3 protein-coding genes are annotated in these 1,158 nt (G+C 29.0%); 2 read left to right on the top strand and 1 reads right to left on the bottom strand.

Annotated elements, in window-relative coordinates; translation table 11 throughout:
* Together AMN80_RS02180 and AMN80_RS02175 are read left to right on the top strand one after the other, a co-directional pair.
* The coding region (locus tag AMN80_RS02180; protein ID WP_143323376.1) for a DsbA family protein at window positions 1-422 on the top strand (422 nt) is incomplete at its 5' end.
* On the top strand, window positions 415-750 hold the full coding sequence (locus tag AMN80_RS02175; RefSeq protein WP_075520368.1) for a DMT family transporter: 336 nt from the start codon (window positions 415-417) through the stop codon (window positions 748-750). The genes AMN80_RS02180 and AMN80_RS02175, both read left to right, overlap by 8 nt.
* Here AMN80_RS02175 and AMN80_RS02170 read toward each other — a convergent pair.
* On the bottom strand, window positions 751-1,158 hold a 408-nt coding region (locus AMN80_RS02170; protein WP_075520367.1), incomplete at its 5' end, for a DUF924 family protein.

Raw genomic sequence — 1,158 nt, 5'->3', positions numbered from 1 at the left:
AAGTTGATTATATGTGGAGAGATATAGAGAGAAGAGCTAAAGGATATGGTTTTTTTGCAAAAACTCCTGTGCCTTACCCATTAAGTGAATTTGATTTAGCAAATAAACTTGCAATATTAGGATTAAAGGAAGGCTGGGGAATTGATTATGTAAGATTGACTTACAAGAGATGGTTCCAAGATGGAAAAGAACCAGCTACAGAACCAAATATTTCTGAGATATGTAATGAGCTTAGTTTGGATAAAGAAAAAATTGTAAATAATGCAAATTCTCAAGAAATAGAAAAGCAATATTTAGAAAACACAGAAAGCGCAAGATCACATAAAATATTTGGAAGTCCTTCTTTTGTTGTGGGTAACGAAATTTTTTGGGGAGATGATAGAATGGAAGATGCAATAAATTGGTCAAAAAATAATGAGTAATTTTAATGCATATTTATATTTAATTGTTGCTGTAATTTTAGGAACAGCATCAAATGCTTTTGCAAAAAGTGCTCAAGGTTTTTCTCTATTAGTGCCAAGTATTTTAACTGCAATTACAATTGTTGGCTGTATGTTTACACTTTCACTTGTAATGAAATCAATTTCTGTTGGAGTTACTTACGCATCATTTGCAGGATTGTGTATAATAGCAACAAGTGTGGTGGGTGTTTTTAAATTTAATCAAATTCCAAATTTTACAACTATCATTGGTTTATTATTAATAATTACTGGTGTTTTAATTGTAAATCTCTTAGGTAACACAAAATAGTTACCATGAAGAATTGGGTTGATTTAAAAACTCAATTTCTTCAGCTGTAGATCTTCTTCCTAACATTTTATTTCTGTGAGGATATCTATGAAATCTTTTAATTACCGCTGTATGATCTTTCCAAAATTTTTTAATTTCTAAAAAATTTGGATGATTTGATAGATAATTTGTTAATAACTTGTATGCTCTATCGTGATCGATAATTTCTTCACTATGAATATATGGAAGTAACATAAAAAATCTTTGATATTCATCCATTTGATCAAGATATCCATTATAAACAGCATCGTTTACAATCAATCTTGCTTTAAAATCATATTCAAAAGACTTTTTATCATTTCGATAAAGGTTTCTCGAAAACTGATCCAATAAAATAATTAAAGCTAAACAAGTTAACGGCTCATCTTG

The sequence above is a fragment of the Candidatus Pelagibacter communis genome (assembly GCF_001179985.1).
Classification (GTDB): Bacteria; Pseudomonadota; Alphaproteobacteria; order Pelagibacterales; family Pelagibacteraceae; genus Pelagibacter; species Pelagibacter ubique_J.
This window is presented reverse-complemented; position numbering and strand designations above follow the sequence as displayed.